Raw genomic sequence first — 478 nt, 5'->3', positions numbered from 1 at the left:
TTAATGGAGTTTGAATATGGGANCAATGGTTCCACCGAGTCGCAAGAGTTGTTACAACTTTCGAGTGACGGAAATAAACCGAGTAGTTGACGGTGACACAATTGATGTTACAATAGACTTAGGATTCGACCTCTACAAAAAAGAAAGAGTGAGAGTCGCTGGTGTTGATACACCAGAGAAACGTACAAGAAACTTAGAGGAGAAAGCACTTGGTATTGACGCAACTAACTGGCTTAAAGACAAGTTGGAAGGTGCTATTGACGGTGACGATGAGCTTACTATTAGGACTGAACTTGTTGGTGGCGTCGGTAAATACGGCCGTCTTCTTGGCTGGCTTTATATCGGGGATGCAACTGTGTCCCTTAACGAGGAAATGATTGGAGAAGGATATGCGTGGCCATATGATGGTGGTACAAAACAAAAAGACTTTGAAGAACTAAGACAACTTCGGAGAGCTCGTGGAACACTCATTGAATAA

At 43.0% G+C, this 478-nt stretch carries 1 protein-coding gene; it reads left to right on the top strand.

What is annotated here, in order from left to right:
- Positions 1-16 precede the first annotated feature (16 nt).
- Positions 17-478 (top strand): thermonuclease family protein, encoded by a 462-nt coding sequence (locus tag A3712_RS14565; RefSeq protein ID WP_063524039.1) that lies wholly within the window; start codon positions 17-19, stop codon positions 476-478.

The sequence above is a fragment of the Vibrio sp. HI00D65 genome (assembly GCF_001635455.1).
In the GTDB taxonomy this organism is placed as follows: Bacteria; Pseudomonadota; Gammaproteobacteria; order Enterobacterales; family Vibrionaceae; genus Vibrio.
Note: the sequence above shows the minus strand (reverse complement) of the source record. Positions and strands in the feature narration are given on the sequence as shown.